Source organism: Kocuria rhizosphaericola (assembly GCF_044462205.1).
Taxonomy (GTDB): domain Bacteria; phylum Actinomycetota; class Actinomycetes; order Actinomycetales; family Micrococcaceae; genus Kocuria; species Kocuria rhizosphaericola.
Genome location: NZ_JBISWK010000035.1, coordinates 1 through 24,095 on the forward strand (window position 1 = coordinate 1; position 24,095 = coordinate 24,095).

Consider the following 24,095-nt stretch of genomic DNA (forward strand, 5'->3'; position numbering starts at 1 on the left):
CGGCGAAGGAGGGGGGAGAGGGGAGGGGGATCAGGCCATCCAGCCCTCGACCACGCCCTTGCCGAAGAACACCACGAAGGCCGCCGCCACGACGTACATGAGCGGGTGGACCTCCTTGCCGCGGCCCTGCACGAGACGGATGAAGACGTAGGAGACGAAGCCCGCGCCGATGCCGTCCGCGATCGAGTAGGTGAACGGCATGACGGCGAACGTCAGGAAGGACGGCACGGACAGGCCCCAGTCGTCCCACTCGATGCGCACGACCTGCTTGGCCATCAGGAAGCCCACCACGACCATGGCCGGGGCCACCGCCTCGAACGGCACCACGTTGACCAGCGGGGTGATGAACATGGCGAGCAGGAACAGCACCCCGGTGACCACGTTGGCGAGGCCGGTGCGGGCGCCGTCGGCGATGCCGGTGGAGGACTCCACGAAGATCTGGTTGGAGGACACGGAGCCCGCGCCGCCGGCGATCGCACCCGCGGCGTCCACGAGCAGGACCTTGTCCACGTTCTGGATCTGCCCGTTGCGGCCCACGAGACCGGCCTGCTGGGAGAGCCCGACCATCGTGCCCATCGCGTCGAAGAAGATCGAGAGCAGGATGGTGAAGATCAGCAGCGCCGCGGCGAGGGCCCCGAGGCTCTGGAAGGCCTCGAGCGGGGCGGCCGAGCCCACCAGGGAGAGGTCCGGCAGCGCCACGAACGAGGCGGGGGCGGCGGGCACGACGAGCGACCACCCGGTGGGGGCGTCCACCGAGGAGCCGGAGGGGACGACCGCCTCGAGCACGTGGGCCAGGACCGTCGTGGTGACCACGGCGATCAGGATCGCGCCGCGGACGTTGCGGACGATCAGGGCCACGGTCAGGAGCAGGCCGACCACGAACGTCAGCATGGGCCAGCCCAGCAGCGTCCCGCCGTCGCCGAGCTGCACCGGCACTGTGGTGCCGGCGGCGTCCGGGATGCGGCGCACGAAGCCGGCGTTGACGAAGCCGATCAGGGCGATGAACAGGCCGATGCCCACCACGATGGCGGTCTTCAGGGACGCCGGCACGGCGTTGAACACGGCGGTGCGGAAGCCGGTGAGCACCAGGACGAACATGATCAGGCCCGCCCACACCACCAGACCCATCACCTGGGGCCACGTGAGCTCCGGGGTGGTCACGATCGTCACGGCGAGGAACGCGTTGACGCCCAGGCCGGTGGCGATCGCGAAGGGCGCGCGGGCCACGACGCCCATGAGAATGGTCAGCACACCGGCGACGAGCGCCGTCACGGCGGCGACGCGCTCACCGCCCAGGACGTTGCCGGCGCCGTCCGGGCCGTAGCCGAGGATCAGCGGGTTGAGCACCACGATGTAGCTCATCGCGATGAACGTCGCCACGCCGCCGCGGACCTCGCTCGTCACCGAGGAGCCGCGCTCGCTGATCTTGAAGAAGCGGTCCAGGCCGTTGCGCGGCGGACCGGAGGGAGTCTCGGTGGAGACGGAAGCGGAGGATGCCATGGCGGTCCTTCAGGCACTCGACGGGAGGGAGCACGACTCCACGAGGAGCGCTCCCGGGCTGACGGCGGCACCGTTGCCACCGGGACGACACTACCCGCCTGCGTCCGGGCGCGTCCCGGCCGGATCCCGCCGCGGGCCGGGCAGCGGGCCGGGCCGCGGAACCGGCGACCAGTCGGTCCCGGGGCCGGCGCCGGAACGCCGCGGATCCGGGTCCGGGAGACCGGGAGCGGGCACTGGGAGTCGGCTGGGAGGTCGTGGTCCGGCGGAACACGGGCCGGGTCGCGGCCGTTGACGTGGTCGTGGGCGCCGCACGAGCCGCGGCGCGCGCGACCACCGACGACCGCGGCCGACCGGCGGCACTGCCGGCGGCACGGCCGCATGAAGGAGCGCACCCCTCATGAGCCAGCCCTCACCGATTCCTCCCACCACCTCCGGCAACTACCGGATCCTCCGCACCGTGCCCACCTATGACGCAGCGCAGGAGATCGTCGACACGCTCTCCGACGCCGGGTTCCCCGTGGAGCACGTCCGCGTGGTCGGCACCGGCCTGCGCTCGGTCGAGCAGGTCACCGGGCGGATGACCAACGGGAAGGCCGCCCTCTACGGCATGGTCTCCGGCGCGTGGCTCGGCCTCTTCGTGGGACTGCTCCTCGGCCTCTTCGCCGTGGGCACCTGGCTGAGCGTGGTGCTCTGGGGCGTGGCCCTGGGCGCGATCTGGGGACTGGTCCTCGGACTCGTGAGCCACGCCGCGACCGGCGGGCGCCGGGACTTCCGCAGCGTCCAGGGCTTCGAGGCCGACGCCTACGACGTCCTGGTCGACGCCGAGCACGTCGACGACGCCGCGGCGCGTCTCGCCGGTGAGGGCCCCAAGGCCTGAGCCTCGTCGGCGCGGCGCGGCGCGGCACGGCTGCCCGGGTCCCGGTCCGTCCTGCCCCGGGTGGACCGGGGCCCGGCCCCCTTGCACAAGCCGGCCATCGTGTCCACCCCTGTGTCCCGTCACGACGGTTCATGGCGGTTTGTGACGACGGGCGTGACTGTCCGGCGCCGCCCGCGAACAATCGACGGCATGACACAGACGACGCGCGCGCCGCGCGCTGCCCGGAAGCCGAAGCCCGAGGGGCAGTGGAAGGTCGACGGCCGGGATCCCCTGAACCCCAACGAGGTCTTCAAGCAGGCCGACGACGGGCTCAACGTGCGCACCCGGATCGAGGAGGTCTACTCCAAGCACGGCTTCGCCTCGATCGACCCCCAGGACCTGCACGGACGCTTCCGCTGGTGGGGTCTCTACACCCAGCGCCGCCCGGGCATCGACGGCGGGAAGACGGCATCCCTGTCCGACGCCGAGCTCGAGGACGAGTACTTCATGATGCGCGTCCGGCTGGACGGCGGGGCCCTCACCCGCGAGCAGCTGCGCGTGCTCGGCCAGATCTCCGCGGACTTCGCGCGGGACTCGGCCGACATCACGGACCGGCAGAACATCCAGTACCACTGGATCCGCGTGGAGGACGTCCCGGAGATCTGGCGCCGGCTCGAGGACGCGGGCCTGGACACGATCGAGGCCTGCGGGGACGTCCCCCGCGTCATCCTGGGCTCCCCGCTCGCCGGGATCGCCGAGGACGAGATCATCGACCCCACCCCGGTCATCGAGCGGATCAAGTCCACGTACATCGGCTCCCCGGAGTTCTCGAACCTGCCGCGCAAGTACAAGACCGCGATCACCGGCCACCCGTCCCTCGACGTGGTGCACGAGATCAACGACTGCGCGTTCGTGGGCGTGGTCCACCCCGAGCTCGGACCCGGCTACGACCTCTGGGTCGGCGGCGCGCTGTCCGTGGTGCCGTTCCTCGGCAAGCGCCTGGGCGCCTTCGTGACCGAGGAGCAGGCCCCCGAGGTGTGGAAGGGCGTCACCTCCATCTTCCGCGACTACGGCTACCGGCGGCTGCGCAACCGCGCCCGCCTGAAGTTCCTGGTCCAGGACTGGGGCCCCGAGAAGTTCCGGCAGGTGCTCCAGGACGAGTACCTGGGCTACGAGCTGGCCGACGGCCCGGCGCCGGAGAAGTCCGCCTCCCCCGGTGACCACATCGGCGTGCACCGGCAGAAGGACGGCCGGTTCTACATCGGCGTGGCCCCGCGCGTGGGCCGCGTCTCCGGGGCGAAGCTGCTGGCCCTGGCCGAGGTGATGGCGAAGTACGGCACCGACCGGCTGCGCACCACCCCGCACCAGAAGCTCGTGCTGCTGGACATCGAGGAGGCCGACGTCGAGGACGTCGTCGCCGACCTCGACGCCCTCGACCTGCAGGCGCGGCCCTCCGCGTTCCGCCGGTCCACGGTGGCCTGCACCGGCATCGAGTACTGCAAGCTCGCGATCGTCGAGACCAAGCAGACGGCCTCGGACACCATCGACGAGCTCGAGCGCCGGCTCGCCGACGTGGAGCTGCCCCACCCCCTCGCCATGCACGTCAACGGCTGCCCCAACTCGTGCGCCCGCATCCAGACCGCGGACATCGGGCTCAAGGGCCAGCTTCTGCCCACCGAGGACGGCGGGCAGAAGCCCGGCTACCAGGTCCACCTGGGCGGCGGGCTCGCGGCCGACGACCGCGCGGAGGCCGGCCTGGGCCGCACCGTGCGCGGCCTGAAGGTCTTTCAGGACGACCTGGCGGACTACGTCGAGCGACTGGTCCGCCGGTTCCTCGCCCAGCGCACCGGCGAGGAGACCTTTGCCGAATGGACCCTCCGGGTCGAGGAGAGTGAACTCGTATGACCGGCACCGACACGGGCACCCGCCCCGTCCTGCGCGACGAGCAGCAGCTGCGTGACCTCGCGGCGGCCGGTGCCGCCGCGCTGCACGCCGAGCTCGACGCCGAGGGCAGGGTCCCGGCCGAGGGCGAGGCCTCCACGGAGGAGGCGATCCGCTGGGTCGCGGAGAACTTCGACCTGCGCAACGCCACCGTGGCCTGCTCGATGGCCGACGCCGTGCTCCCGGCCCTGGTCGCCGAGCAGCTGCCCGGCGTGGACGTGCTCTTCCTCGAGACCGGCTACCACTTCCCGGAGACCATCGGCACCCGGGACGCCGTGGCGCACATGCTCGACATCACCGTGGTCGACGCCCTGCCGGAGCTGACCGTGGCCGAGCAGGACGAGAAGCACGGCAAGGACCTCTTCGCCCGGGACCCCGGCCTGTGCTGCGCGATCCGCAAGGTGGAGCCGCTCAAGAAGTCCCTGGCGGGCTACGAGGTGTGGTTCACCGGCGTGCGCCGGGACGAGTCCTGGACCCGCACCAACGCCCCGATGGTCACCTTCGACGAGACCCACAAACTGGTCAAGGTCAACCCCATGGTGCGCTGGACCCTCGACGAGCTGGTCGAGTGGTCGCAGGACCACGGCGTGCCGACGAACCCGCTGATGGCGGAGGGCTACCTCTCCATCGGCTGCGCCCCGTGCACGCGGCCCACCGCCCCGGGCGAGGACCCGCGCGCGGGCCGCTGGGCCGGCAACGACAAGATCGAGTGCGGGATCCACCTGTGAGCGCACCAACGACGACGGAGGCGAACGTGACCACCCCGACCACCGCCCCGGCCCCTGCGGACGCCGGCGTGCACAGCAGCCTCGACGCGCTCGAGGCCGAGTCCATCCACATCCTGCGCGAGGTCGTGGCGGAGTTCGACCGCCCGGCCATGCTGTTCTCCGGCGGCAAGGACTCGGTGGTCATGCTGCACCTGGCCGCCAAGGCCTTCTGGCCCGGGCGGATCCCCTTCCCCGTGCTGCACGTGGACACCGGACACAACTTCGAGGAGGTTTTGGACTTCCGGGACCGCACCGTGGAGCGGCTCGGCCTGCGGCTGGTCGTGGCGAGCGTGCAGGACTACCTCGACGACGGCCGGCTGCTCGAGCGCGCCGACGGCACCCGCAACCCGCTGCAGACCCTCCCGCTGCTGGACGCCATCGCCGACCACAAGTTCGACGCCGTGTTCGGCGGCGGCCGCCGCGACGAGGACAAGGCCCGCGCGAAGGAGCGGATCCTGTCCCTGCGCGACGAGTTCGGGCAGTGGGACCCCCGCAACCAGCGCCCCGAGCTGTGGAACCTCTACAACGGCCGGCACACCCCCGGCCAGCACGTGCGGGCGTTCCCCATCAGCAACTGGACCGAGCTGGACATCTGGCGCTACATCGAGCGCGAGAACATCGAGCTGCCGCCCATCTACTACGCCCACGAGCGGGACGTCTTCCGCCGGGACGGGATGTGGATGGCCGTGGGCGAGTTCTCGGCGCCGACCGAGGCCGAGACCGTGGAGCGGCAGACCGTGCGCTACCGCACCGTGGGGGACATGTCCTGCACCGGCGCCGTGCTCTCCGGGGCACGGACCGTGGCCGACGTGGTGGCCGAGGTCGCCGTGTCCACGCTCACCGAGCGCGGGGCCACCCGCGCGGACGACAGGATCTCCGAGGCCGCCATGGAGGACCGCAAGAAGGACGGGTACTTCTAGACATGACTTCCCCCAGCACCGCGACCGTGCACGCCCCCGCGGCCGCGCACGTCCCCACGATCGACCCCGGCTCGCTGTTCCGCTTCGCGACCGCCGGCTCGGTCGACGACGGCAAGTCCACCCTGGTGGGCCGGCTGCTGCACGACGCCAAGGCGATCCTCGCCGACCAGCTCGAGGCAGTGGGCCGCACCTCCGCCGAGCGAGGCTTCGGCGGCGGGACGGGCCGGCTCGACCTCGCCCTGCTCACCGACGGCCTGCGCGCCGAGCGGGAGCAGGGGATCACCATCGACGTGGCCTACCGCTACTTCGCCACGGACCGCCGCTCCTTCATCCTCGCCGACTGCCCCGGCCACGTGCAGTACACGAAGAACACCGTCACCGGCGCCTCGACGGCCGACGCGGTCGTGCTGCTCGTGGACGCCCGGCACGGCGTGGTCGAGCAGACCCGCCGCCACCTGGCCGTCGTGTCGCTGCTGCGCGTGCCGCACGTGGTGGTCGCCGTGAACAAGATCGACCTCGTCGACTACGACCAGGAGGTCTTCGACCGGGTCGCGGCGGACGCCACCGCCGTCGCCGCCCGGCTGGGGGTCGAGGACGTGCACGTGGTGCCCGTCTCCGCCCTCGAGGGCGACAACGTGGTGGAGCCCTCCGCACGGACCCCCTGGTACTCCGGGCGGCCGCTGCTGCGGGTGCTCGAGGAGCTGCCCACGGTGGACGAGTCCGGCCGCGGCACCGCACGCCCCTTCCGCTTCCCCGTCCAGTACGTCATCCGCCCGCAGGGCGGCACGGCGCCGGGCGCCGACGCCGAGCAGCTGCGGGACTACCGCGGCTACGCGGGCCAGATCGCCTCGGGCACCGTCGCGGTCGGGGACGAGGTTGTGGTCCTGCCCGCGGGCCGGCGCACCACGGTCACCGGCATCGACGTGGCGGGAACGGCGCCCGCCCCGGGCGCGCCCCTGCCCGGCGAGCAGCTGACGGAGGCCGCGGCGCCGCTGTCCGTGACCCTGCGGCTGGCCGACGACATCGACATCGCCCGGGGCGACCTCGTCGCGAGTGCCGACGACGAGCTGCCGGAGCCCGTCCGGGACCTCGTCGCCTCCGTGGCGTGGCTCGGCGAGCGGCCCCTGCAGCCCCGCGCCCGCGTGCTCGTCAAGCACGGCGCGGCCACGGTCCAGGCCATGGTCCAGGAGCTCGAGGGACGGCTGGACCTCGAGGAGCTCGTGCTGCGGGACGCGGCGACCCTCGAGCTCAACGACATCGGACGGGTCCGGCTCCGGCTGGCCTCCCCGCTGCCCGTCGACGCCTACGACCGGCTGCGCCGCACCGGCGCCTTCCTGGTCGTCGACCCGGCCACGGGCAACACGCTCGCCGCCGGGCTCGTGCGGGACGCCTGAGGTGGGCCGGCAGCAGCCGCTGGACCTCGCCACGGTGACGGCGGGACGCGGCGGCCGTCCCGCCGCGTCCCGCCGTCGCCCCGGCTGGCCGCTGGTGCTGACCGCTCTCGCGCTCCTGACGGCCCTCACGGCGGCAGCCACGTGGCTGCGCGCCGACGGGACCTTCGAGGCGTGGGAACAGGCCTCGGTCGAGACCTCCGACGCCGCCGAGCTGCGGCTGGGCTACTTCGGCAACCTCACGCACGGGCCCGCCCTGGTGGGACTGCAGGAGGACCTCTTCGCCGAGGAGCTCGGGAGCACCGGGCTCTCCCCGCAGGTGTTCACCAGCGGACCCACCGCCGTGGAGGCCATGAACGCCGGGACCCTGGACGCCGCGTTCGTGGGCCCCAGCCCGGCGATCAACTCCTACGCGCAGTCCGGCGGGGAGTCCCTCGCGATCGTGGCGGGCGCGGCCTCCGGCGGCGCGCAGTTCGTGGTGACCGGCGACGTCGCGGGCGAGGACGACCTCGCCGGGCGCACCCTGGCGACCCCCGAGTTCGGGGGCACCCAGGACGTGGCCCTGCGCACGTGGCTCGCCGGGCAGGGCTACACGGTGGACGGCGACGGGGAACGCTCCGTCGCGATCACCCCCATGCCCAGCGGGCAGTCCCTGCAGATGCTGCGGCAGGGCCAGATCGACGGCGGCTGGCTGCCGCAGCCCTGGGCCACCCGCGCCGTCCAGGAGGAGGGCGCCCGCGTCCTCGTGGACGAGCGGGACCTGTGGGAGGAGGGCCGGTTCCCCACCACGGTGCTCGTGGTCCGCCAGGACTACCTCGAGCGGCACCCGCAGACCGTGGAACGGCTCGTCCGCGGCCTGCAGCGCTCCGTGGACTGGCTCGGCGCCCGCGAGGACGACCCCGTGGAGGTGGCCGGCACGCTCAACGCCGGGCTCGTGGAGGCCGGCACCGAGGCCCTGCCGCAGACCACGGTGCTGGACGCCCTGCAGTCCCTCGAGTGGACGCTCGATCCGCTGACCGGGACCTATCCCGCGCTGCTCGCCGACGGCGTCGCGGCCGGAACCACCCAGGACGCCTCGCTCGAGGGGCTCGTGGACGAGCGGTTCCTGGCGCAGGTGCGCCCGTCCGCCCCGGCAGGGGAGGAGGCGCCGTGACGGCGATCCGGCTCGAGGGCCTGAGCAAGAGCTTCGGCCCGGTGGACGGCCCGGTCCTGGAGGACGTGGACCTGGAGGTGGAGCGGGGCCAGTTCGTGGCGCTGCTCGGCGCCTCCGGCTGCGGCAAGTCCACGCTGCTCAACATCGTGGCGGGGCTCGAGGAGCCGACCGGCGGCTCCGTGACCGTCCCGGCCGAGGGCGCGGCCCTCATGTTCCAGGACGCCGCCCTCTTCCCGTGGCTGAGCGCGCGCCGCAACGTGGAGCTGGCCCTCGAGCTGCGCGGCATGCCGCGGGCCGAGCGCCCGGGGCGGGCGCGCGAGCTGCTCGAGCTCGTCCGGCTCGGCCACGCCGGGGACAAGCGCCCGCACGAGCTCTCCGGCGGCATGCGCCAGCGCGTGGCCCTGGCCCGGGCGCTCGCCCAGGAGCGGGAGGTGCTGCTGATGGACGAGCCGTTCTCCGCCCTGGACGCCATCACCCGGGACCTGCTGCACGAGGAGCTGCTGCGGATCTGGGGGGCCACCGGCCGCACGATCGTGTTCATCACGCACAACGTCGGCGAGGCCGTGCGCCTGGGCCAGCGGGTGCTGCTCATGTCCTCCCGCCCGGGACGGATCGTCCAGGAGTGGGACACCCGTCCCTGGAAGGACCCCGACGCCTACGGCTTCGAGGGCAACGCCCAGTCGCTCGACGACACCCTCGGGGAACTGACCCGCACGATCACCGCACGACTCCGGGAGGAGATCAGCCGCCATGCCGCCTGAGACCGCCGCACCCGCCGTCCCGGCCCCGCCCGCCGTGGCGCGCCCCGCCGTCGCGCCCTCGCCGGCCCCGGCCGGCGCCCGCCCGAGCCCGGCCGGCGACGAGCTCGCGGGACTCGACGCCCTGCAGACCGAGCGCACCCGCCGCACGTCGGGGGCCGAGGTGCTGCGCACCAAGGTGGCCCCGCCCCTGGTGGCCCTCCTGTTCGCCCTGCTGCTGTGGCAGCTGCTCGTCGCCGTCCTCGGGCCCCGCCCGGACGTGGTGCCGGGCCCGCTCGACGTCGCCCGCCAGGTCGCGGTGCTGCTGTCCGACGGCACGGTCCTGGGCGCGCTGGGCACGAGTCTGTGGCGGGGGGTCAGCGGGTTCCTGATCGCGGTGGCCGTCGCCACGCCGCTGGGGCTGCTCGTGGCGCAGTGGCAGGGACTGCGCAACGCCGTCGGCCCGCTCATCTCCGGGCTGCAGGTGCTGCCCTCCGTGGCGTGGGTGCCCGCCGCGATCATCTGGTTCGGGCTCTCCGACGCCACCGTGTACTTCGTGGTGCTCATGGGCGCGGTGCCCTCCATCGTCAACGGGATGCTCGCCGGCGTGGACCAGATCCCGCCGCAGCTGCGCCGCGCCGGGCACGTGCTCGGGGCGTCGGGCTGGACGATGGCGAGCCGGATCGTGCTGCCCGCGGCCCTGCCCGGCTACGTCGCCGGCCTCAAGCAGGGCTGGGCGTTCTCGTGGCGCTCCCTCATGGGCGCCGAGCTCATCGCGATCGGCGGCTCCATCGGCTTCGGCCTCGGCTCCCTGCTCGCCCAGGGCCGGACCGTGTCGAACATGGCCGTGGTGATGGTCGCGGTGCTCGCGATCCTCGCCGTCGGCATCCTCGTGGAGCTGCTGTTCTTCAACCCCGTGGAACGGCGCCTCCTGCGCGGGCGGGGGCTTCTCGGCCACCGGTCGTGAGGCTTCTCGCCCAGGAGATTCTGCGCCGGATTCACTACCCTTGAACCCGATCTACGATGCGTGCGGTGGACACCGTGCGCGCAATCGAAAGGAAGCCACGTGGCTGACACCACCACCCGCCCCCTGCGCGTCGCCGTGATCGGCGCCGGCCCGGCCGGCATCTACGCCGCGGACATGCTGACCAAGTCCGAGCCCGTCAAGAACGGGGAGCTCGAGGTCAGCATCGACCTGTTCGACCGCTACCCGACCCCCTTCGGCCTCATCCGCTACGGCGTGGCCCCCGACCACCCCCGCATCAAGGGCATCATCACCGCGCTGCGCGCCATCATGGGCCGCGGCGACATCCGCTTCTTCGGCAACGTGGAGTTCGGCCGGGACCTGACCCTGGCGGACTTCGGTGCCCACTACGACGCCGTGATCTTCGCGACCGGAGCCGTCTACGACGCCCCGCTGAACATCCCCGGCAACGACCTGAAGGGCGTGCACGGCGCCGCCGAGTTCGTGGCCTGGTACGACGGCCACCCGGACTTCCCGCGCACCTGGCCGCTCGAGGCCCGCGAGATCGCCGTCATCGGCAACGGCAACGTGGCCCTGGACGTCGCCCGGGTGCTCTCCAAGCACGCCGACGACATGCTCGTCACCGAGATCCCCGGCAACGTCTACCAGGGGCTCAAGGCGTCCCCGGTCACGGACGTGCACATCTTCGGCCGCCGCGGCCCCGCCCAGGTGAAGTTCACGCCCCTCGAGCTGCGCGAGCTCGCCAAGTCGCGGGACGTCGACATCGTGGTCTACGACGAGGACTTCGTCTACGACGAGGGCTCCGAGCAGGCGATCGCGGAGAACAACCAGGTCAAGGTCATGGTCAAGACGCTCGAGAAGTGGCGGGCCGACGACTCCCCGAAGACGGCCTCCCGCCGGCTGCACCTGCACTTCCTGCAGAGCCCCCGCGAGGTGCTCGGGGAGGACGGCCAGGTCAAGGGTCTGCGCATGGAGCGGACGCGGCTCAACGGCGACGGCTCCGTGTCCGGGACCGGCGAGCACGTCGACTACCCGGTGCAGGCCGTCTACCACGCGGTGGGCTACCTGGGCTCCCGGCTGCCCGAGCTGCCGTTCGACGACGGCCGTGGCGTGATCCCCAACGCGGAGGGCCGCGTCCTGGCCGAGGACGGCACCGTGCTGCACGGCCTCTACGCGACCGGGTGGATCAAGCGCGGGCCGGTGGGCCTGATCGGTGCCACCAAGTCCGACGCCCTCGAGACGGTCACCCACCTCCTGGAGGACCGTCCGGTGCTGCCGGGCGCCACCCGCCCGGATCCCGAGTCCGTCAACGACGTGCTCGAGGCCCGCGGCGTCGAGTACACCACCTGGGAGGGCTGGCTGGCCCTCGACGAGTACGAGCAGGGCCTCGGCCAGTCCTCCCACGACGCCGAGGGCAACCCGCGCGAGCGCGTCAAGGTGGTCGAGCGGGAGGAGATGGTCAGCGTCTCCCGCGAGGGCGTGGCGGAGCCGGTCTCCTCGCCCGTCTGATCCGCCGTTCCCGGGCCGCGAGGGGCCGCGTCCTGCCGGGCGCGGCCCCTCGCCGTCCTCCCGGCCGCGCCGGGGCCGGGCCTACAGGCCCAGCAGTCCGCGGACGTGGTCGTTGAGGAACACCCCGTCCGGGTCCACCGACGCCCGGACGTCCAGGAAGTCCTGGAACCGGGGGTACACCGAGTGCAGGTGCTCCGCGTCCTGCGTGTGCACGGTGCCCCAGTGCGGGCGGCCGCCGTGGGCCACGAAGATCTCCTCGGCCGCGGCGAAGACCTTCGGGTCGTACCTCCGCCAGTACTGCCGCAGCGCGATCCAGCCGGTCTCGCGGCCGTGGGCGGGGGAGAGCCAGGCGTCCTCCGCCGCGGAGCAGCGCACGTCCACCGGGAGCGAGAACGAGTAGTCGCGGCGCTCGATGAGCGTCTGCAGCTCCCGGAAGGCCACGACGAGCTCCTCGACGGGCAGCGCGTACTCGGAGGAGACGAACCGGGTCCGGCGCGGCACGGTGAACACCCGGAAGGAGAGGTCGCTGTACTGCCGCGGGCTGTTCGTGAGGGCGTCGAGGCGGTTGAGCCCCGGCGTGGAGCGCGGCAGGACGGTGGCCAGCTGGTGCAGTCCCGCGGTGAGGGTGTTGCGCAGCAGGGCGTCGTCGAGCCGGCGCACGGTGCGGGCCACTGGGGAGCCGGGCCGCGTGTAGGCGTCCGGGAGCTTGTGCAGGCGCGTGAGGATCCGGGTCTGGGCGGTGGCGGTGCCCGGGGTCCAGAAGAACTCGAAGTGGTCGGCCCCGGACATCCGGCTGCCCAGCGTGTCCACGAGCTGGCCGAGGGGCTCCTTGATCTCCGCCGCGTGCAGCCGGAACGTCGGCTCGCACTCCAGGGTGACGCTCGCGACGACCCCCACGGCGCCCAGGCCCACGCGCGCGGCTTGGAACAGCTCAGGGCGCTGCTCGGCGGAGCACTCCACCAGCTCCCCGTCGGCCGTGACCAGGCTCAGGGCGACCACCTGCTGGGACAGGGAGCCGAAGGCCAGGCCGGTGCCGTGGGTGCCGGTCGAGATGGCGCCGGCGACCGTCTGCCAGTCGCTGTCCGGCAGGTTGGTCACGGCCAGCCCGTGGGCGTCCAGCTCCTGGTTCAGGGCGCGGATCGTGGTGCCCGCCAGGACCGTGACCCGGAGGTTGTCCTTGTCCACGGCCGGCAACCCGGACAGTCCGGAGAGATCGAGCATGACGTCGGGGGCGAGCGACAGCGCCGAGAAGCTGCACCCTGAGCCCACCGCGCGCACACCCAGTCCGCGGCGCACGGCGGCGGCGACGCCCTCCGCGAGCTCCGGGACCGAGGCGGGGCGCAGCACGTGACGGGGGGTGACGGAGTGCGTCCTGCCCCATGTGGCCCACTCCTCCGTCCCGGTCTCGCCGGGCAGGGCGTCGGGCAACGAGACCTCGCTCATCGGCGGGACCGTCCTTCCTCGCAGGCAGCTGCACAGTGCGCCCTCATCCTCTCATCCCGGGGGCCGCTACGGTGCCCCGCGAAGCACCGGCCGCCGCCCCGCCGCGCGTACCATCGGAGGCGAAGCCCGCGGCGGGGCCGGAGCGCCGCGGACCGAGGACGCGCACAGGAGGCAGCACCATGACCGACCACCCGTCACGGGACAGGGAGCGCGAGGAGCCGCACGAGACCACCCTGGGCGAGGAGGCGGTGCGCCACCGCGTCCCGTCGGGCGGTGGGCAGAGCCGGTCCCTCGACGCCACGGGGGAGGTCGTCGTGGGCATCGACGGGTCCGAGCAGAGTCTCGGGGCCCTGCGGTGGGCGGCCCGGGAGGCGCGACGCCGCGGCCGCCCGGTGCGGCTGGTCACCGCGTACAGCCTGCCCGTGTTCTCCGGCTCGGGGTTCGACACCGGCTACGCCACCGTGGACGAGGCCGCCCTCACCCAGGGCGTCGAGGAGCTGCTGAACCACGCCGCGGACCAGGTCCGCGACGTGGGGGTCGAGCTGCGGGCGACCGTCGAGACGGGGGATCCCTCCGGCGCCCTGCTCGAACTGAGCCGCACGGCGGAGCTGCTGGTCCTCGGCTCCCGCGGCCGGGGCGGCCTGCTGGGCCGGCTGCTCGGCACCGTCTCGACGGCCGTGCCGGCGCACGCGAGGTGCCCCACGGGCGTGGTTCCCCTGCCGTGGGCGCAGGAGCACCTGGGCGCGGCGGAGCTCACGAGCACCCGGGCCCTCGTGGACCGCGTGGTCGTCGGCTCGGACGGCTCCGCCCAGGCCCGCACGGCCATGCTCTACGCCGCGGAGGAGGCGCGCCTGCTCGGCGTTCCGCTGACGGTGCTGTGCGCGCTCCCGCCCGTGAGCGGGGCGCTCGCGTGGATGCCCACGGCGGTGGACTTCGAGATGATGTACGAGGACGTCGCACGGGCGCTGAACGGCGGCGTCGCCTGGCTCGAGAGCTGGTTCCCGGACCTGGAGATCGGCTCCGAGCTCGCGGACGGGGCGCCGGTGCAGGCGCTGGTCGAGCAGACGCGGCGCAACGGCCTGGTCGTGATGGGCACGCGCGGCCGGGGCGGTTTCGCCGGGATGCTCCTGGGCTCCACGTCGCAGGGCGTGCTGCACAACGCCGCCGGACCCGTGCTGATCGTCCCGGACAGCTACGACGAGCGGATCGAGACCCGCAAGGACTTCGACTCCGACGACATCCGCCCCTGGGACGCCTGAGCGGACCGGCTCAGCCCCAGCCGAGCTCGTGCAGGCGGTCGTCGTCGATGCCGAAGTGGTGGGCGACCTCGTGGATGACGGTGACCGTGATCTCCTCCACGAGCTCCTCGCGCTCCGCGCACATGCGCTGCAGCGGTCCCCGGTAGACGAAGATCCGGTCCGGCAGGGAGCCGGCGCCCCACCCGCCGTCCCGGGCGGTGAGGGGCACGCCCTCGTAGAGGCCGAGCAGCTCCGGGGAGTGCTCCGGCGGCTCCTCCTCGACGAGGATCACCACGTTGTCCATCGCCCGGAACAGGGGGTCCGGGATCAGGTCGATGGCGTCGTCGACGGCGCCGTCGAACTCCTTGCGGGTCATCTCCATCACCCTCCCATTCCTACCGCACGAGCCCGTGCGGCCGCTGGGTCCCGGCGGCCGGCCGGGAATTGTGCGGACTCCGCGCGAGCCTCTAAGCTGTACTCGGTTTCCCCCGTGTCACGGTCCTCGGTCGCCGAGGTCGTGGCCGTCGACGCGGGTGTTCTGGCCCCCATCGTCTAGTGGCCTAGGACACCGCCCTTTCACGGCGGCGACACGGGTTCGAATCCCGTTGGGGGTACGCGAGCGGAGGGTTCTCCCACCGATTTGCACAACCGCCGAGGAATGCTGGTAAGATCAATCCTCGTTGGAAACAGCAAGGCCCTGTAGCGCAGTTGGTTAGCGTGCCGCCCTGTCACGGCGGAGGTCGCGGGTTCAAGTCCCGTCAGGGTCGCTCAGACGGCGTTCATCGACAAGATGCGGCGCCGTCGCGGCATATCCGCTGCGGATGTGCCGGGGCTCTGTAGCTCAGTTGGTAGAGCGTACGACTGAAAATCGTAAGGTCACCGGATCGACGCCGGTCGGAGCCACCGCAGAAACCGCCGGTCCCCACGTGGGGGCCGGCGGTTTCCGCGTGCCGTGGTGCTGCCGGCTGCCAGCGGACACCGAGGTTCGCTCCCTACCCTGGGAGCCGTGATCCGGTACCCCCGTCGACCGAGCCCCCGCGGGGCAGCAGTGGCCGCGCTGGCCGCGCTGTGCCTGCTGGCGCTCACGGGCTGCGGCGCCGGCCAGCAGCCGCCCGGGCTCGTCCTCGAGACCACGACGGGCTCACCCTCACCGGTGCCCTCCGGGACCTCCCCGGAGCCGGAGACCTGCTTCGACGTGGCGAGCGCCTACACCGCGCTGACCCTCGTGCCGCTGTCCGGCGACGAGCCGGACCCCCACTTCCACCCGGGGGACGCGGCCGCCTCCGTGCGGGAGCTCGTCCCCCGACTGCCCTCCGAGCTGCGCCCCGCGTTCGCCGACGCCGTGGCGGCCCTGGAGGCCGCAGGAGCCTCCGTGCAGCCCGCCGAGCTGGCCCAGCTGCAGCGGACGCTGGTGCCGGTCGACGACTGGCTGCGCCGGGCCTGCACGGAACCCACCCCCTCGGGATGACCAGCGCCCTGCCTACACTGGGGGCGGGCCGCCCGCCCGGGGGCCCGCGACGGAGGGAGCTGACATGACCGAGCAGGCAGGCGAGCAGGAGCCGGGTCGCGAGCCCGTCGACGACCAGCGTGAGGACGGCGTGGTCATCGAGCCGGGTGCAGAGCTCGACCGCGACCTGGAGCAGCAGGGGCTGGACCCCGAACAGGCCCCGGACGAGCAGGAACGTCCCTGATCGAGCTCGTCCGCCGAGCCGTCCGGGAGAGGCGGTTCACGCCAGGCGCCACCACACCGCCCGCTCGGGCTGCAGGGCGCCGTCCAGCACGGCGTCCTGACGGCTGAGCACGAGCGGCTCTCCCGCGGGCAGGGGGACCGGGGCGCCGCCCAGGTTGGCCGCCACGAGGACCCGCTCCCCGGTGCCGGTGGTGTTCACGAAGGAGAGCAGGCCCGTCGCGGCGTCGTGCGTGGCGTGCCACGCGAAGGTGCCGCGGCCGAGGCCGAGCTCCCGGCGCACCCGCAGCGCCGTGCGGTACACCGTGTGCGTGGAGTCCGGGCCCCCCACCTGCCGGTCCGCCGCGAGCTCCGCGAAGGATTCCGGCTGCGGCAGCCACGGATCGGGACCGAAGCCGTGGCCGGGCTCTCCCGCGGCCCAGGGCAGCGGGACGCGGCAGCCGTCGCGGCCGATCTCCTCGCCCCGCGTCCGGGCGAACGCCGGGTCCTGGCGCAGCTCCGCGGGCAGGCGCGTGTGCTCGGGCAGGCCCAGCTCGTCCCCCTGGTACAGGTAGGCGGAGCCGGGCAGGGCGAGCTCCACCAGGGCGGCGGCGCGGCCGCGGGCGAGACCCTGCGCGTGGTCCGGCTGCTCGCCCTCCGCGTCGATCCCCTTCGGGTAGGCGATCGGGTCGGCGAGACCGAAGCGGGACACGTGCCGGACGGTGTCGTGGTTGGACAGCACCCAGGTGGTGGGAGCGCCGACCTTCGCCGACTCCGCCAGGGAGTCCTCGATGGCCCGGGACATCCGGGCCCAGTCCCACCCGGCCACCAGGAAGTCGAAGTTGAACGCCTGGTGCATCTCGTCGGAGCGGACGTACATCGCCAGCCGGTGCGCCGGCTCGACCCACGCCTCGGCCACCATCATCCGGTCGCCCTCGTACTCGGCCAGCACCCGGTGCCAGTCGCGGTAGACCTCGTGCACGCCGTCCTGGTCGAAGTAGGGGCTGCCGGTGTTCATGGGGGTGTCCGGCTCGTCGTGCTCCCGCGCGTCGTGCTCGCCCTCCACCATGTGCACCTGGCGGTCCCAGTCGGGCAGGCCCTCGGCCTTGACCAGGCCGTGGGCCACGTCCACGCGGAAGCCGTCCGCGCCCCGGTCCAGCCAGAAGCGCAGGACGGAGCGGAACTCCTCCCAGACCTCGGGGTTCTCCCAGTTGAGGTCCGGCTGGGTGCTGTCGAACAGGTGCAGGTACCACTGCCCGTCCGGCAGGCGGGTCCACGCCTCGCCGCCGAACACGGAGCGCCAGTTGTTCGGCGGCAGCTCGCCGTGCTCGCCCCGGCCGTCCCGGAACATGTACCGGTCCCGCTCGGGGCTGCCGGGCCCGGCGGACACGGCGGCCCGGAACCACTCGTGCTCGCTCGAGGTGTGGTTGGGCACCAGGTCCACGATCAGCCGCATCCCGAGCTCCGCCATCCGGGCGCGCATCCGGTCGAAGTCCTCGAGGGTGCCGAAGCGGGGGTCGATGTCCCGGTAGTCGGAGACGTCGTAGCCGGCGTCGTGCTGCGGCGAGACGTAGAACGGGGACAGCCACAGGGCGTCCACGCCGAGGTCCGCGAGGTAGTCGAGGCGGTCGACCACGCCGGGCAGGTCGCCCAGGCCGTCACCGTTGGAGTCGTTGAAGGAGCGGGGATAGATCTGGTAGATCACCGCGGAGCGCCACCACGGGTCGGCGTCGGTCGTGGGGGGCTGGCTGACCTGCTGCGTCATGGGTTCTTCCTCGGGGGACGTCCGGTGCGGGAGGGGGGCGTCCCCAACCTAGTCAGTCCCCGGGCGCGGTGTCACGGCCGCCCGTCCGGCGTGCCGCCGGCGGAAGCCCGACCCGCCGATGCCTCGTAGGGCGGCGCCTGGACAGGCAGGGCCTCGAGGGGCGGTGCCTGGACGGGCGGTGCCTGGACGGGCGGTGCCTGGACGAGCGGTGCCTGACCGGTCGCGGTCGGCCGGTGGTCGCCGACGTTGGCGGGGGCGAGGGCCAGGACGACCAGCGCGGCGGCGATGACGGCCAGCCCGGTCCAGCCGGCGGCCGTCAGCCGTTCGCCCACGACGACGACGGCCAGGACCGCGGCCACGGCCGGTTCGGTCAGGGTGAGGGTGGTCGCCGTGCTCGGGCGCACCCGTGTGAGCCCGACGCCGAAGAGGAAGTACCCGAGGAACATCGGCACCAGGGCCATGTACGCCGCCACGGCGAACGACTGCGCCGAGGCCAGCAGGGGCGCCCCCGTGACGGCGAGGACGGGGAGCAGGAGCGCCCCGCCGGCCCCGAAGACGGCGCCCATCGAGGCCGCGCGCCCCACCCCGTGGCCCATCAGCCGGTGGACCACCCACGAGTACAGCGCGTAGGTCGCCCCGGCCACCAGCCCGAGCCCGATGCCGGCGGCGGTGTCCGTGGCCGAGACCTCGGAACCGCCCGCCCTGGACAGGCACAGCAGGGTGCTGCCGAGGACGCCCAGGGACGCGGCCAGCATCCACCACCGGCTCAGCGGCTTCCGCTCGAGCACGAGCTCCAGCAGGCCCGAGGCCAGCGGCGCGGAGGCCAGGGAGACCACGGTGCCGATCGCGACGCCGCCCAGGTGCATCGAGCTGTAGAACGTCAGCGGATAGACGGCCACCGCCACGGCCCCGGCCGCCACCAGCCCCGCGTGCGTGCGCAGCGCCCGCCGCGAGCGGCGCAGCGCGGGCAGGGCGATCGCCGCCTGCAGCAGCCCGCCCACCCCCAGGGCCGCGGCCCCGATCGCCAGCGGTCCTGCGCCGGGGGCGAAGGTCGCCGCGGTCCCGGTCGTGCCCCACAGCACCGAGGTGAGCAGGATCGCGGCGACGCCGGCGTGCTGCCCGGTGCGGCTCACCGTGCGGCCGGAACGTCGGCGGCCGTCGCGCGGGCGGAGCAGCGCGGCCGGGCCGGGGTCGGCGAGGGTGCGGTCATGGACGGCTCCTGTCGGTCGACAGCCCAATCTACCCAGGTCCGCCGGCGGGTGCTGCCGGGTCCCGTGCGGTGGGCCGGCAGGGAACGGGATGACCGGGCCGGGGGCACCACTGACGCCCCCGGTGAGCGGGCGTGGTAGAAGGAGACCATGATCGCCTCCCCGCCCACGTTCAGCCCTCCCTGTGGTCCGGTGTGTGGCCGGGTCGACGGCGACGTCGTACGGGTCACCGGGATCCCGTACGCCGCGGCCGAGCGGTTCACCGCGCCCGTCCCGGTCCCGGACCGGGCGGAGCCGCTGGACGCCACGGGCCCGGCCCCGGCCTGCCCCCAGCCCCACTCGCCCTTCCTCGCCGAGGTCCTCGGCGACACCCTCGCCGGGCTCCCGCGGGACGAGCACTGCCAGCGGCTGTCGGTGACCCTGCCCCTCGACCGGGGAGCGGGGGAACGGCTGCCGGTGATGGTCTGGATCCACGGCGGCTCCTACGTCACCGGCGCCGGGGACGCCCCGATCATGGACCCCCGGTCCCTGGTCGCCGAACAGCGTGTCGTGGTCGTCTCCGTCACCTACCGGCTGGGACTGTTCGGCTACCTCGGCTCTGGCTGCGGCCGCCCGGCCAACCTCGGCCTGCTCGACCAGCTCGAGGCGCTGCGCTGGGTGCGGCGCAATATCGCGGCCTTCGGCGGGGACCCGGACCGTGTGACCGTGTTCGGCCAGTCCGCCGGCGGCGACTCCGTGGCCCACCTCATGGCCGTCCCCGGCGCGGAGTCGCTGTTCCGGCGCGCGATCCTGCAGAGCCCGCCGCTGGGCATCGCCCGCGGCCGCGCACGGATGAGCGCAGCCATGGCGGCCGCGGCCGAGGTCGTCACCGCCGGGACGCCGGCCGCCGACGTGGTGGCACTGCAGGCCGAGGTCGAGGCCCGCGCCTCCTCCTTCGGGCTCAGGGGCCGGATGCCGTTCGGCACCCAGTACGGACACCACCCACTGCCCGCCGAGGAGGGCGTCGAGGCGGCCTGGGACCGCGTGGCCCCGCACATCGACGTCCTCATCGGCCGCACCGCCGAAGAAGCACGGCTCTACCTGCCCACGCTGCCCGTGCTGCACCGGGCCACCCGCGTCCCGCTGATCGGCCCGGTGCTCCGCCGGGCGGTCGTGGGGCACGTGACCTCGGCCGTCTACTCCCGCGCCGTCCGCCGGTTCGCCGCCCGGCACGCCCGCGCCGGAGGATCGGCGCACACCTACGTGCTCACCTGGGCCGCGCCGGGCAGCCCGTACGGATCCGCCCACACGGTCGACCTCCCGCTGCTGTTCGGCGCCGAGGACACCTGGGCCGGCACCGGGCTGCTCGCCGGGGCCGCGTGGGAGGACATCGACGCCTCCGGCCGGCGGCTGCGGCAACTGTGGGCCGACTTCGCCCGCGGCGAGCGGCTGGCGGACCGCGGCAGCATTCCCGGCCTCCTGCGCTACCGGGCGGCCCGGGGCGGGCGGCTCCTCGACCGTCCCCGGAACGCCCTGCGCCGTGCTCAGGGGGCGGCGGGCACCTCCCGCGCCCCCGTGCGGGCGCTGCGCCGGGCCGCGTCCAGCACCGCGGCGACGGCCACGGCGTCCCAGGGGTCCACCGGCACCTCGCCGTCCTCGAGGAGCCACCGGGCCACGGCCCGGTAGAAGTCGGAGGGCTCGCCGGGGGCGGTGGGCACGGGGGCGGTCCCGGTGCCGCGGACCAGCAGGCCGGTCATGCCCTCCCCGGGGTCCAGGGAGTCGAAGGGGCCGGGGCTGTCGTCGTGACCGGGGACGAGGAACGCCCCGGCCGAGCCGAGCACCCGGGTCCGCGGGCCCGGCGCACCGACCAGGCTCCCGGCCCACAGGTGGCTGATCGTGCCGGAGACGTGGTCCAGGGCCAGGAAGACGTCGTCCTCAGTGGGCGTCGTCAGGGCGCGCAGCTCGGCCCGCACCGCGGCCACCGGGCCGAACAGCTGGATCGCCGCGTCCACCAGGTGCGGCCCGAGATCGAGCAGCAGCCCGCCGCCCCGGCCGACCGCGTTCTCCCGCCACCGGTCCTTGGGCACCGGTCGCCACCGCTCCCAGCGGCGCTCGAACCGGTGCACGTCCCCGAGGAGCCCCCCGGCGAGCACACGGACCAGGGTCAGCTGCTCGCTGTCCCAGCGCCGGTTGTGGAAGACCGTCAGCGGGGTCCCGGTCGCCTCGGCGCGGCGGACCACGGCCGCTGCGCCCTCGTGGTCCACGGCCAGCGGCTTGTCGACCACCACGGGGATCCCGGCCTCCAGGCCGGCCAGCGCGTGCTCCACGTGCAGGCCGGTGGGCGAGGCGATGACCAGCACGTCGGGCCTCGAGTTCTCCAGCAGGCCGGGCAGGTCCCGGTGCACCTGCACCCCGGGCCAGTCGGATCCCGCCTCGGAGGCCCGCTCCGGATTCCCGGTGACGACGTCGGTGACCCGGCCACCGGCCCGCCGCAGCAGTTCCCCGTGGAAGTCCCGCCCGGCCATGCCGTACCCGACGAGCCCGGCGGTGAGCACCCGCCCTGCACCCTGTTCAGTCATGCGGTCACGATAGCCGCTCGGCCGCGGCGCCCCGCTGGGCCGCTACCTCTCGGGCGGGTCCGCGAGCTCGTCGTCGACGCAGCGGGGCGCGGCCGCGACGCCGCCGGCGACGACGAGGAGCACCGCGGTGCCCATCATCAGCAGCAGGGGCGCGGTCCAGCTGCCGGTGGCCTCGCGCAGGGCGCCGACGGCGAAGGGCCCGGCCGCGGCGAGCAGATAGCCCACCGGCTGGGTGAACCCGGACAGCTGCGCGGTGACCCGGGGGTCCCGGGAGCGGGCCGTGAGCAGGGCCAGGGCGGTGGGGAACGCGAAGCCGCCCACCCCCAGCAGCAGGGCCCAGGCCCACGGGACGGCGGCGGGCGCCAGCAGCAGGCCGAGGTAGCCGGCGACCATGCAGGCGCCCAGGCCCACGATCCACCGTCTCAGGTGCGGCGAGCGCGCCACGAGGAGGGGCATCAGGAGTCCTCCCGGAATGCCCATGGCGGCGATGAGGGCGGCCATCAGCCCCGCCTGGGCCTGGCCCAGGCCGCCGTCGCGGTAGATCTGGGCCACCCAGCCGAACTGGACGTAGGCGTGCATCGACTGGATGCCGAAGTAGACGCACAGTGCCACGGCGGTGCGCGAGCGCAGGATCGAGGGGCCGGACCCGGCCCGCAGCGCCCGGCCCGGGGCCGTGGCGGGCTCGCGCCGGTCGCGGACGGTGACGAGGACCCAGGGGACGACGGCGACCAGGGCCACCAGCCCCCACAGCCCCAGCGTGGCCCGCCATCCGCCGGGCCCGTGCGCGGCCAGCGGCCCGGCCGCCAGCAGCGGCAGGGTGGCGCCGACGGCCAGGCCGGTCGTGTAGAGGGAGTTCAGCGCCGGCGTGCGCCGGCCCCCGTGGCGCTTGATGAAGGCCGGCACCAGGATGTTGCCGACGGCCATGCCGGCGAAGCCGAGCACGGACAGGGCCAGGAACACCGGCACCGACCCGGTGAGCGACCGGGCCAGCAGCCCGGCGGCGACCAGGGCGAGACCGGCGGTGACGGCACCGCTGATCCCGGTCCTGCGCGAGAGCGCGGCCGCGCACGCCCCTGCTGCGGCGAACGTGAGCCCGGGCAGGGCGGTCAGCACCCCGGCCATCGTGGGGCTCAGCCCCAGCCCCTGCTGCACCTCGGCGAGGACGGGTCCCACCGAGGTGGCCCCGGGGCGGAGGTTGACCGCCACGACCAGCACCGCGAGCACGACCAGCCACCCCGGCACGCGGGGCGGGGCGGAGGAACGGTCAAGGGGCGGGGGAGACTGGTGCACCGGCTCGTTCTATCACGGGGTGCGCCGGCGCCTCCCGCACCGTTGCCGCGAGGGTCCTGCCGGAGCCGTACGACCATGGGAAGGTGGGTGCATGCGCGCAGTGGTCATTGATGCCGTCGGAGGACGGCCCGAGGTCCGTGACGTCGCCGAGCCCACGGCACCGCCCGACGGGGTGGTCGTGCGCGTGATGGCCACGGGGATGTGCCGCAGCGACTGGCACGCCTGGGCGGGGCACGACGAGATCGCGCTGCCCCACGTCCCCGGGCACGAGCTCGCCGGAGTGGTCGTGGGGGTGGGCTCGGGCGTGCGGCGGTGGCGGACCGGGGACCGGGTGACCGTCCCGTTCGTGTGCGGCTGCGGTCGGTGCGATTGGTGCCGGTCCGGCGACGCGCAGGTCTGTACCGATCAGGAGCAACCGGGGTTCACCCACTGGGGATCCTTCGCCGAGTACGTCGCCCTGCACGCAGCCGACACGAACCTCGTGGCCGTCCCCGAGGACGTCGACTTCGCCACCGCGGCGGGGCTGGGGTGCCGGTTCGCCACGGCCTACCGGGCTCTGGCCGACCGGGCGCACGTCACCGCGGGGGAGTGGGTGACCGTGGTGGGCGCCGGCGGTGTCGGGCTCAGCGCGGTGATGATCGCCCGGGCGCTGGGCGGCCGGGTGATCGCGGTCGACCGCAATCCGGAAGCGCTCGCCGTCGCCCGCGAGCTCGGCGCGGAGCACACGCTGCACGCGGACGGGACCGACATGCCCGAGGCCGTCGCCGACCTCACCGGCGGTGGCAGCCATGTCGCCGTCGACGCCGTGGGCAGCGAACAGACCTGCTCGGACGCGGTCCTCAGCCTTCGCCGGCGAGGACGTCACGTCCAGATCGGCCTGCTGCCGCCTGTCGAGGGCCATCCGCGGGTGCCGATGGCGCGGGTCATCGGGTGGGAGCTCGACCTGCTCGGCAGCCACGGGATGGCGGCTGCCGACTACCCGGCCATGATGTCGCTCATCGAGCAGGGCGCCCTGCAGCCCCAGAGGCTCATCGAGCGCACCATCGGACTCGAGGAGGCAGCCGCCCTGCTGCCTGCGTTCGACAGGGCGACGGTCGCCGGCATGACGATGATCGATCCCACGCTCTGAACGCGGTCGAGGTTTCCCTTCGGGCAGGCCCTCCGCAGC

20 protein-coding genes, 3 tRNA genes and 1 pseudogene are annotated in these 24,095 nt (G+C 73.9%); 17 read left to right on the forward strand and 7 right to left on the reverse strand.

Annotation, left to right across the window (positions count from 1 at the left end):
- Positions 1 to 30 precede the first annotated feature (30 nt).
- Positions 31 to 1,500: an NCS2 family permease gene (locus tag ACH9D2_RS03790; RefSeq protein ID WP_396361423.1), complete on the reverse strand. Its 1,470-nt coding sequence runs from the start codon at positions 1,498 to 1,500 to the stop codon at positions 31 to 33.
- Positions 1,501 to 1,897: 397 nt separating this feature from the next.
- On the opposite strand from ACH9D2_RS03790, the gene ACH9D2_RS03795 reads away from it, so the two are divergent.
- From ACH9D2_RS03795 to ACH9D2_RS03835, 9 genes are all read left to right on the forward strand, one after another.
- Positions 1,898 to 2,377, forward strand: coding sequence for a general stress protein (locus ACH9D2_RS03795; protein ID WP_396361424.1), 480 nt, complete (start codon positions 1,898 to 1,900; stop codon positions 2,375 to 2,377).
- A gap of 189 nt (positions 2,378 to 2,566) precedes the next feature.
- Positions 2,567 to 4,261: a nitrite/sulfite reductase gene (locus ACH9D2_RS03800; protein WP_396361425.1), complete on the forward strand. Its 1,695-nt coding sequence runs from the start codon at positions 2,567 to 2,569 to the stop codon at positions 4,259 to 4,261.
- Complete coding sequence (locus tag ACH9D2_RS03805) at positions 4,258 to 5,025, forward strand: phosphoadenylyl-sulfate reductase (RefSeq protein ID WP_396361426.1); 768 nt, start codon at positions 4,258 to 4,260, stop codon at positions 5,023 to 5,025. The genes ACH9D2_RS03800 and ACH9D2_RS03805 overlap by 4 nt, the downstream gene beginning before the upstream one ends.
- Positions 5,026 to 5,051: 26 nt before the next feature.
- Positions 5,052 to 5,984 (forward strand): sulfate adenylyltransferase subunit CysD, encoded by a 933-nt coding sequence (cysD, locus tag ACH9D2_RS03810; protein ID WP_396361427.1) that lies wholly within the window; start codon positions 5,052 to 5,054, stop codon positions 5,982 to 5,984.
- Between the two features lie 2 nt (positions 5,985 to 5,986).
- Positions 5,987 to 7,378, forward strand: coding sequence for a sulfate adenylyltransferase subunit 1 (locus ACH9D2_RS03815; RefSeq protein ID WP_396361428.1), 1,392 nt, complete (start codon positions 5,987 to 5,989; stop codon positions 7,376 to 7,378).
- Between the two features lies 1 nt (position 7,379).
- Entirely contained in the window at positions 7,380 to 8,528 is a 1,149-nt protein-coding gene (locus ACH9D2_RS03820; protein WP_396361429.1) for an ABC transporter substrate-binding protein, read from the forward strand.
- Positions 8,525 to 9,289, forward strand: a complete 765-nt coding sequence (locus ACH9D2_RS03825; RefSeq protein WP_396361430.1) for an ABC transporter ATP-binding protein — start codon at positions 8,525 to 8,527, stop codon at positions 9,287 to 9,289. The genes ACH9D2_RS03820 and ACH9D2_RS03825 overlap by 4 nt, the downstream gene beginning before the upstream one ends.
- Positions 9,279 to 10,232, forward strand: a complete 954-nt coding sequence (locus tag ACH9D2_RS03830) for an ABC transporter permease (protein ID WP_396361431.1) — start codon at positions 9,279 to 9,281, stop codon at positions 10,230 to 10,232. Before ACH9D2_RS03825 ends, ACH9D2_RS03830 begins: the two co-directional genes overlap by 11 nt.
- Before the next feature lie 99 nt (positions 10,233 to 10,331).
- Positions 10,332 to 11,759 carry an FAD-dependent oxidoreductase gene (locus ACH9D2_RS03835; RefSeq protein WP_396361432.1) on the forward strand — a complete coding sequence of 476 codons (1,428 nt, stop codon included), beginning with the start codon at positions 10,332 to 10,334 and terminating at the stop codon, positions 11,757 to 11,759.
- Between the two features lie 81 nt (positions 11,760 to 11,840).
- Here the strand turns inward: ACH9D2_RS03835 and ACH9D2_RS03840 are convergent, their stop codons facing one another.
- Positions 11,841 to 13,202: a D-arabinono-1,4-lactone oxidase gene (locus tag ACH9D2_RS03840; protein ID WP_396361433.1), complete on the reverse strand. Its 1,362-nt coding sequence runs from the start codon at positions 13,200 to 13,202 to the stop codon at positions 11,841 to 11,843.
- A gap of 179 nt (positions 13,203 to 13,381) precedes the next feature.
- On the opposite strand from ACH9D2_RS03840, the gene ACH9D2_RS03845 reads away from it, so the two are divergent.
- Positions 13,382 to 14,461 carry a universal stress protein gene (locus ACH9D2_RS03845; RefSeq protein ID WP_396361434.1) on the forward strand — a complete coding sequence of 360 codons (1,080 nt, stop codon included), beginning with the start codon at positions 13,382 to 13,384 and terminating at the stop codon, positions 14,459 to 14,461.
- 10 nt (positions 14,462 to 14,471) lie between these two features.
- Here ACH9D2_RS03845 and ACH9D2_RS03850 read toward each other — a convergent pair whose 3' ends face one another.
- Positions 14,472 to 14,822, reverse strand: coding sequence for a metallopeptidase family protein (locus ACH9D2_RS03850; RefSeq protein ID WP_396361479.1), 351 nt, complete (start codon positions 14,820 to 14,822; stop codon positions 14,472 to 14,474).
- A 159-nt stretch (positions 14,823 to 14,981) separates the two neighbouring features.
- Between ACH9D2_RS03850 and ACH9D2_RS03855 the strand changes: the two genes are divergently transcribed.
- The 5 genes from ACH9D2_RS03855 (at position 14,982) to ACH9D2_RS03875 (ending at position 16,131) form a co-directional block, all read left to right on the forward strand.
- Positions 14,982 to 15,054 (forward strand) — tRNA-Glu (locus ACH9D2_RS03855).
- Positions 15,055 to 15,133: 79 nt separating this feature from the next.
- A tRNA-Asp gene (locus tag ACH9D2_RS03860) sits at positions 15,134 to 15,207 on the forward strand.
- Between the two features lie 63 nt (positions 15,208 to 15,270).
- Positions 15,271 to 15,343: transfer RNA gene (locus tag ACH9D2_RS03865), tRNA-Phe, on the forward strand.
- A 103-nt stretch (positions 15,344 to 15,446) separates the two neighbouring features.
- Positions 15,447 to 15,908, forward strand: coding sequence for a hypothetical protein (locus tag ACH9D2_RS03870; RefSeq protein WP_396361435.1), 462 nt, complete (start codon positions 15,447 to 15,449; stop codon positions 15,906 to 15,908).
- A gap of 64 nt (positions 15,909 to 15,972) precedes the next feature.
- The gene (locus tag ACH9D2_RS03875) at positions 15,973 to 16,131 is read left to right on the forward strand and encodes a hypothetical protein (protein WP_396361436.1); all 159 of its coding nucleotides are present in this window, start codon (positions 15,973 to 15,975) and stop codon (positions 16,129 to 16,131) included.
- A gap of 36 nt (positions 16,132 to 16,167) precedes the next feature.
- On the opposite strand, the gene ACH9D2_RS03880 is transcribed toward ACH9D2_RS03875, so the two are convergent.
- Positions 16,168 to 17,871: a glycoside hydrolase family 13 protein gene (locus tag ACH9D2_RS03880; protein ID WP_396361437.1), complete on the reverse strand. Its 1,704-nt coding sequence runs from the start codon at positions 17,869 to 17,871 to the stop codon at positions 16,168 to 16,170.
- Between the two features lie 71 nt (positions 17,872 to 17,942).
- Complete coding sequence (locus ACH9D2_RS03885; protein WP_396361438.1) at positions 17,943 to 19,004, reverse strand: EamA family transporter; 1,062 nt, start codon at positions 19,002 to 19,004, stop codon at positions 17,943 to 17,945.
- Between the two features lie 225 nt (positions 19,005 to 19,229).
- Here ACH9D2_RS03885 and ACH9D2_RS03890 point away from each other — a divergent pair, with 225 nt between their 5' ends.
- On the forward strand, positions 19,230 to 20,744 hold the full coding sequence (locus tag ACH9D2_RS03890; RefSeq protein WP_396361439.1) for a carboxylesterase family protein: 1,515 nt from the start codon (positions 19,230 to 19,232) through the stop codon (positions 20,742 to 20,744).
- Here the strand turns inward: ACH9D2_RS03890 and ACH9D2_RS03895 are convergent.
- Both ACH9D2_RS03895 and ACH9D2_RS03900 read right to left on the reverse strand, forming a co-directional pair.
- Positions 20,687 to 21,637: pseudogene (locus ACH9D2_RS03895) on the reverse strand (Gfo/Idh/MocA family protein); the annotation flags it as partial. The gene ACH9D2_RS03890 and the pseudogene ACH9D2_RS03895 sit on opposite strands and share 58 nt — an antisense overlap.
- Before the next feature lie 42 nt (positions 21,638 to 21,679).
- Complete coding sequence (locus ACH9D2_RS03900; protein ID WP_396361440.1) at positions 21,680 to 22,927, reverse strand: MFS transporter; 1,248 nt, start codon at positions 22,925 to 22,927, stop codon at positions 21,680 to 21,682.
- A gap of 91 nt (positions 22,928 to 23,018) precedes the next feature.
- Here ACH9D2_RS03900 and ACH9D2_RS03905 point away from each other — a divergent pair, with 91 nt between their 5' ends.
- The gene (locus ACH9D2_RS03905; RefSeq protein WP_396361441.1) at positions 23,019 to 24,056 is read left to right on the forward strand and encodes a zinc-dependent alcohol dehydrogenase family protein; all 1,038 of its coding nucleotides are present in this window, start codon (positions 23,019 to 23,021) and stop codon (positions 24,054 to 24,056) included.
- Positions 24,057 to 24,095: the final 39 nt, after the last annotated feature.

Bases quoted from the DNA above. Each gene is read 5' to 3' on its own strand.
- ACH9D2_RS03845 (WP_396361434.1), top strand. From the start codon at position 13,382: ATGACCGACCACCCGTCACGGGACAGGGAGCGCGAGGAGCCGCACGAG.
- ACH9D2_RS03800 (WP_396361425.1), top strand. From the start codon at position 2,567: ATGACACAGACGACGCGCGCGCCGCGCGCTGCCCGGAAGCCGAAGCCC.
- ACH9D2_RS03905 (WP_396361441.1), top strand. From the start codon at position 23,019: ATGCGCGCAGTGGTCATTGATGCCGTCGGAGGACGGCCCGAGGTCCGT.
- ACH9D2_RS03840 (WP_396361433.1), bottom strand. From the start codon at position 13,202: ATGAGCGAGGTCTCGTTGCCCGACGCCCTGCCCGGCGAGACCGGGACG.
- ACH9D2_RS03830 (WP_396361431.1), top strand. From the start codon at position 9,279: ATGCCGCCTGAGACCGCCGCACCCGCCGTCCCGGCCCCGCCCGCCGTG.
- ACH9D2_RS03880 (WP_396361437.1), bottom strand. From the start codon at position 17,871: ATGACGCAGCAGGTCAGCCAGCCCCCCACGACCGACGCCGACCCGTGG.
- ACH9D2_RS03790 (WP_396361423.1), bottom strand. From the start codon at position 1,500: ATGGCATCCTCCGCTTCCGTCTCCACCGAGACTCCCTCCGGTCCGCCG.
- ACH9D2_RS03875 (WP_396361436.1), top strand. From the start codon at position 15,973: ATGACCGAGCAGGCAGGCGAGCAGGAGCCGGGTCGCGAGCCCGTCGAC.
- ACH9D2_RS03795 (WP_396361424.1), top strand. From the start codon at position 1,898: ATGAGCCAGCCCTCACCGATTCCTCCCACCACCTCCGGCAACTACCGG.
- ACH9D2_RS03805 (WP_396361426.1), top strand. From the start codon at position 4,258: ATGACCGGCACCGACACGGGCACCCGCCCCGTCCTGCGCGACGAGCAG.
- ACH9D2_RS03890 (WP_396361439.1), top strand. From the start codon at position 19,230: ATGATCGCCTCCCCGCCCACGTTCAGCCCTCCCTGTGGTCCGGTGTGT.
- ACH9D2_RS03850 (WP_396361479.1), bottom strand. From the start codon at position 14,822: ATGGAGATGACCCGCAAGGAGTTCGACGGCGCCGTCGACGACGCCATC.
- ACH9D2_RS03815 (WP_396361428.1), top strand. From the start codon at position 5,987: ATGACTTCCCCCAGCACCGCGACCGTGCACGCCCCCGCGGCCGCGCAC.